This is a genomic window from Vibrio sp. OPT46 (assembly GCF_015163535.1).
Taxonomy (GTDB): Bacteria; Pseudomonadota; Gammaproteobacteria; order Enterobacterales; family Vibrionaceae; genus Vibrio; species Vibrio alginolyticus.
Genome location: NZ_JADDYG010000054.1, coordinates 25,782 through 32,160 on the forward strand (window position 1 = coordinate 25,782; position 6,379 = coordinate 32,160).

Sequence of the window (6,379 nt, forward strand, 5' to 3'; positions counted from 1 at the left end):
TCGAAATTACTGGCATAACAAACACGTTATGCGCTTTTGGCTGGAGCTGGGACAAACTTATAATTTAGGTCTTTCCCTTCTCCAAACAAGGTAACGAGGTTCCTTCCAGTATGTTTAGAGCTATATAGCGCTTCGTCTGCTTCAGCAAGCGCCTCTTGAAGTGATTGCCCCTCAGATAACTGACTGATACCAAAGCTCATGGTCACTTCAGTTTTAAATGATTGCAAAGCGGTTTCAGTTTCGACCGCAAGGCGAATTTGCTCTGCGAAAATTTTGGCTTGCTGTGCTTTTTCGAGCAAAACAATCATGAACTCGTCACCACCAAATCGCACAATGCAGGCTGACTCAGGAAGATGCTTTTTAAAAATAGTGGAGATCGTTGCCATGACGGAGTCGCCAACCGTGTGACCATAGTGATCATTAATCGCTTTGAACTTGTCGACATCAGTCATAATAATGCTGATTGCTTGGCTTTTTTTATGTGCTTTACTAACCAAGTTTGGAACGATTTCTTCCATGGCTCGACGATTATATAGCCCTGTGAGTGCATCTAAATGAGAGAGATCATTTATGGATTGCACCAAGCGTCCGTTAATTAACCACAGCATACTAAAGCTCAAAGCAACGATCAGGCAGATGCTAAATAAGAAAGTCAGCTGATGGATAAGGCCTGCGACCATAAAACTTGGTAACTCACCTGAAAAAGTACTCCAAAGCGCCCTAAATCCCATAAAAAAACTAAATCCAAAGAAAGAGTAAGCCATTGCTTTAACAGGGAGCTTTAAGTCCTTTTGGGTACCTTTAAGCATGGCGACACCACTAAAGAAGGTGACGATACAAATATACATGCTCAGATAAATAATGCGGCTTTTGATAGAAGGGTCATGGAAGGTGAAATAGTAAAATGAACCACTGAAAACAGGTGTTAACAAGGTAAGACAGTGAGCCAATTTTAAAGGATATTGACGAAAAATGCTTACGCTATATAGCGTAAGCAAGAAGCCGACTAATATGAGAGTGTTGGCTATGACGATGGTCAGCCAGTCTGGCGCAGAGCCTCTAAAGCCAAGTAAAAAAGGGCCTAAACCAATAAACAGTAGTGATATCGAGAAGGTTTTTAAGCCTTTGACTCTACCCTGAGTGTATTGATAACAAAGCAGACTAATAGAGTAAATGCAAGAGAACAGAATAACGATAAAGTTCAGTGTTCTGATGTCTAGATACTGATTATCCATAGGCGACCCATATCAATCTTTCATTCAGGCAACTCCTTTGCCTGATATCAATAAGCGAGCTACATAGTAACGCACTTATTGAGCGATGTCTTATGTTAAACGGCTATTCATTCACCAGCTCGAATTGTTCGGTTTGGTTGGTTTTCGTCGTAAACAGCAGACCAACAATCATCATAAATACGCTAGGCACAATCCAGCTAGCAAAGTCATTGTACAGAGGCATGTAATTACCCATCCACTCATCAGTGGAACTTGGCATGTAACCTAGGATGTGCAGCGCATCAACACAACCAAACGTTAGAGCAGTGAATGCGGTTGCTACCACCATGATTTGCGACATCTTGTTGCGCACTGGTGCCATGATCATCAACGCAATCGCGACTGGGTGAAGCGCCACAACCGCTGGCAATGTGATAGCCAATAGTTGCTCTAGACCTACGTTGGCGATCAAACCAGCCAATACCATGGTCGTGATAACGCAGCCTTTGTAGTTCACTTTGCTGAAAGTGTTGTCGTAGAACTCACTGCCTGCGGTGGTTACGCCGATAGCAGTAGTCAAACACGCCAATACCATCACGGCACCTAGTAGTAGTGAACCAAACGCGCCGAAGTGGCTGAAGGTGAATGCCGTTAAAATGTCGCCACCATTGCTGAACTCAGAACCCAAGTATGAGCTTGTCGAGCCAATGTAAGCCAATGAGATGTAAACAAACGCCATGGCAACCGCGTACATCAAAGCTGCGATTAGCGTGTATTTTGCGGTGGCTTTCGGGCAATCCACACCCATGCTGCGAATCGCGCGGAAGATAATCCAACCAAAACCGATAGAACCTAATGCATCCATGGTCATGTAACCTTGGGTTAAGCCTTCAGCAAATGCGCCAGATACGTATGGTCCCGTTGCGGCAGTTAGCTCACCTGCAGGAGAAACCAAAGCCGTCACAGACATGATGATCAAGATTACCATCAAGGCAGGCGTTAAGATCTTGCCTAGGTTGTCGACCAACTTACCCGGATATAGAGCAAATAGAATGGTGATAGCACAGAAGGCAATAGTGAAAGGCACCAAAGCGGCATCACCAAACATTGGCGCAAAGCTGAATTGATAAGCGACGGTAATCGCACGTGGGATTACGAACGCAGGGCCAATCACAATAAATACCATCACCCAAAAACTTGTCGCCAAAGGTTTAGGCAGGGCAGCGGTTAATTTGTCTGAACCGTTTACGATAGCCACCATCACCAGTGCCATCGCAGGCAGACCAACACCCGTTAAGAGGAAGCCAGACATCCCGCTCAGAAAGTTTTCACCTGCTTGGTAACCCAAAAATGGAGGGAAGATCAGGTTACCTGCGCCTAAGTACATGGCGAAAGTCATGAAGCCCAAAGCGGCGATATTGCGTGCGCTTAACATTGTTATTCCTCTTATGTTTCGCTTGGAAGAAACTGAAAGGAATGGGAGGAGTATGTGGTGTTCCCGTCAGCTTCTTCTCAAGCTGACAGAAAGTTTAGATATAGCCTGTCAGCTCTGAATCAGTTTCAGAGAGAGCAGGAGGATCGCAGCAGCAACGCCAGATGGGCGTTTTAAAGCGAATTGTAATTGCGCAGTTGCTGACATGGGTGATCCTTAAAGACGAAAAAATACCAAGGAATACGTTTGCCTTGGCGTGTTGTTACACTAACGAACATAGGGCCATTGGCACAACCCCGAAGTAGAAAATAAGTTGATACGGTCAATGTTTATTTCTGAACTGGTGGATCGAGCTGCTTTTTAAATTAAAAATTAGAATAAATGACTTTTCATTTTTGTAACATGGCTTTCTTTGCTGTATTTTTGTGCTATTTGTAGTCGTTTAGGCTATAAACCTCCGCTGATAAAGTGAGCAGTTTAGAATGATGCGCTTTTTCTTCTTATTGTTAAGACGCTCATTAGTTGCAATTCAATCCAAAATTGCATCGGCAAAATATTGCTTATTAGTGAATCGTGCATTTATTTTGTCTTGATCACATTTTATTAACCTTTTGCGATCTAGGCGTGCAACCTTCTCCTCTTCAATGAGCAAGATCTTGCTCATTACTTTGCTATCAAATCAGCATGATTTTGCTCATTTTTGATGTCTTTCAGCTCTTAGTTCAATAAATACAAAGGGTTAAAAGTTGGCATTTCAATTGCTCTAGGGAATGTGTTGTTAATAAAGGTTTAACATGATGTAAATCCCCAATCGTGAAACGACTACACGGAGAGTAATAATGAAAATGAATAAGCTGGTAAAAGCTTTGGCTGTCGCTGTGACTTCTTTTGGTATTGCTGCTAACGCTGCGGCAGAAGATCGTAGCTACATTCTTGCAACGGCATCGACAGGTGGTACTTACTACCCTGTGGGCGTAGCGTTGGCGACGTTAAGCAAAGTGAAATTGGCACCAAAGCACCACTTCTCCCTTTCTGCAATCAGCTCTGCGGGCTCTGGTGAAAACGTCAAACTGCTGAACGAAAATGAAGCACAGTTCGCGATTCTACAAGGTCTTTACGGTGCATGGGCTTGGTCTGGTGAAGGTCCTTATGAGAAGAGCGGTCGCCAAGAGCAGCTGCGTTCAGTCTCTATGCTGTGGCAAAACGTTGAGCACTTTATTGTTCGCTCTGACTTAGCAAAAACTGGCACGGTGACTGACCTGAACAACCTAGATGGCAAGAAGTTCTCTATCGGTAAGAAGAACTCTGGTACTGAGAACTCGGGTCGCCAAATCATGAAAGGTCTGAAGGTCGACCCTGATAAATTCAATCTTGCTTACATGGGTTACGGCGGCAGTGCGAGCGCACTTCAAAACGGCACCATTGACGGCATGAACACGCCTGCGGGTGTACCTGTTGGTGCGGTCACTCAAGCTTTTGCTGCGTTGGGTAAAGACATTTCGATCCTTTCGTTTACTGACGAGCAAATCAAAGAGGCGAACGGCAACTACAACCTATGGACGAAGTACGAGATCCCTGCGAACACGTATCCAGGTCTAGATAAGCCGATCACCACCATTGCACAGCCTAACTTCTTGGCAGTTCGTGAAGATATCTCGGAAGAGGACGTTTACCAGCTAACCAAAGCGATCTACGAGAACCTGCCTTTCCTACAAGGCATCCACAAAGCAACAAAAGCAATGGCGATTGAGAAAGCGATCGCTGGCTTGCCAGTGCCTCTTCACCCAGGTGCGGTGCGTTACTACAAAGAAATGGGCATCGAAATCCCATCAGACCTAATGGCGAAATAACGCCAACTTCGCCCCGAGTTTCGGCTCGGGGCATTTTATCCCTACCGATTTCTAAGATGGAAAAAGCCGCCAGAGCTTGGAGTATGAGATGAGCGACTCAATAGAAAAGGAATTGCAGAAATTTGAGCTGCCCACGCGCACTGATTTTCCGTGGGTAACCACCACAATCACAGTGTTTGGCGTGGTGTTGTCTGCTTTGCACATTTGGTTTAATACCTTATCGACGTTACCAGAGTTATGGATTTCCGCGACCCACTTTGCTGGCTTTGCGGTGATTTGTGCGCTTTGGTATCCGGCTCATATCTCTCTCAAGCAGAGTAAGCTTGCACTCGGTATCGATGTGTTAATTGCTATGGGCGCGGTCGCGTGTTTGCTCTACATTCCCTATGCCGAAGATGCGCTGTACGAACGTGGCGTCAAGTTCGTGACCAGCGATTGGGTCTTCGCCATCATGGCAATCCTGATTGTGATTGAGCTTATCCGACGCACCATGGGTTGGTTTATTCCAGTGCTGATTGTGGTGTGTCTGAGCTACGTTGTGCTTTGGGGTAAGTGGGCGACAGGTATTTTCCACTTCCCGGGTTTGAGCATGGAAACCTTGCTCTACCGTAGCTTCTATTCTTCTGAGGGCATGTTTGGCTCTATCTCGCGCATCAGTTGGACTTTCGTATTCATGTTCATTCTGTTTGGTGCGTTTCTTGTTCGCTCTGGTGTTGGTGATTACATCATCAATGTGGCACGTGCTGCGGCTGGTAAAATCATCGGTGGTCCCGGTTTTATCGCAGTGATTGGCTCGGGATTGATGGGCTCAGTATCTGGATCTAGTGTGGCAAATACGGTTTCAACCGGTGTTATCAGTATTCCTTTGATGCAAAAAGCAGGTTTTCCTTCGCGCTTCGCGGCGGGCGTTGAAGCAGCGGCATCGACAGGTGGTCAGTTGATGCCACCAGTGATGGGCGCGGGTGCTTTCATCATGGCGTCTTACACGCAAATTCCTTATGTTGATATTATTGCCGTTTCTTTCATTCCTGCTCTTATCTATTTCTTGTCTGTGGCGTTCTTTGTGCGTATCGAAGCCAAACGCAGCGGCGTTCAAAAAATCACGACCAGCGATGAATCTCTACTGAAAGTGTTGATCAGCGGTTGGCACAATCTTATCCCACTGGCGGTATTGGTTACTTTGTTGGTTCAAGGCTTTACGCCAACTTACGCTGCTGGCTTGTCGATCATTTCTGTGGTGGTGGCTTCTTGGTTCTCGAAAGATCACAAGATGGGACCAAAAGCGATCATCGAAGCGCTATCGCAAGGTGCGAAAAACATGGCGACAACCGCTGTATTGCTGGTGGGTATCGGTTTGGTGATCAACGTGATCAGTACAACGGGCATCGGCAACACCTTCTCATTGATGATCGACGGTTGGGCGAATGGCGACTTGTTCATCATGATCGTTCTGATTGCGCTCGCTTCTCTTGTTTTGGGTATGGGTTTACCTGTTACAGCGGCGTATATTGTGTTGGGCACACTGTCTGCCCCTGCGCTTTACAAGTTGATTGCGGAAAACCAATTGCTTGAATTGATGGTGTCGGGTCAATTGCCAGAACAAGCAAAAGCCATCTTCATGTTGGCGGCGCCAGAAAAGTTGGAACTTCTTAATGCACCAATGGCGTTGGAAACTGCGAAAGAAATGGTGGCGTTAGTACCTGCAGACTTTATGGAAACCCTACTAGAGCAAAGTTTGGGTATGGAAGCGGTAGGCTTGGCATTGCTGGCTGCTCACCTCATCATCTTTTGGTTATCGCAAGACAGTAACGTTACGCCACCAGTGTGTTTGACCGCTTTTGCAGCAGCAACCATCGCCAAAACACCACCGATGCGCACTGGTT

The 6,379-nt window shown here is 45.9% G+C and carries 4 protein-coding genes; 2 read left to right on the forward strand and 2 right to left on the reverse strand.

What is annotated here, in order from left to right; genetic code table 11:
• Positions 1–26: 26 nt before the first annotated feature.
• A complete protein-coding gene (locus IQR33_RS02685) occupies positions 27–1,235 on the reverse strand; it encodes a GGDEF domain-containing protein (protein ID WP_154204156.1) in 1,209 nt (402 codons plus the stop codon).
• Between the two features lie 103 nt (positions 1,236–1,338).
• Entirely contained in the window at positions 1,339–2,649 is a 1,311-nt protein-coding gene (gene brnQ, locus IQR33_RS02690; RefSeq protein WP_047102829.1) for a branched-chain amino acid transport system II carrier protein, read from the reverse strand.
• Positions 2,650–3,485: 836 nt separating this feature from the next.
• On the opposite strand from brnQ, the gene IQR33_RS02695 reads away from it, so the two are divergent.
• Complete coding sequence (locus IQR33_RS02695) at positions 3,486–4,496, forward strand: TAXI family TRAP transporter solute-binding subunit (protein ID WP_017635521.1); 1,011 nt, start codon at positions 3,486–3,488, stop codon at positions 4,494–4,496.
• 88 nt (positions 4,497–4,584) lie between these two features.
• On the forward strand, positions 4,585–6,379 hold a 1,795-nt coding region (locus tag IQR33_RS02700), incomplete at its 3' end, for a TRAP transporter permease (RefSeq protein ID WP_228013728.1).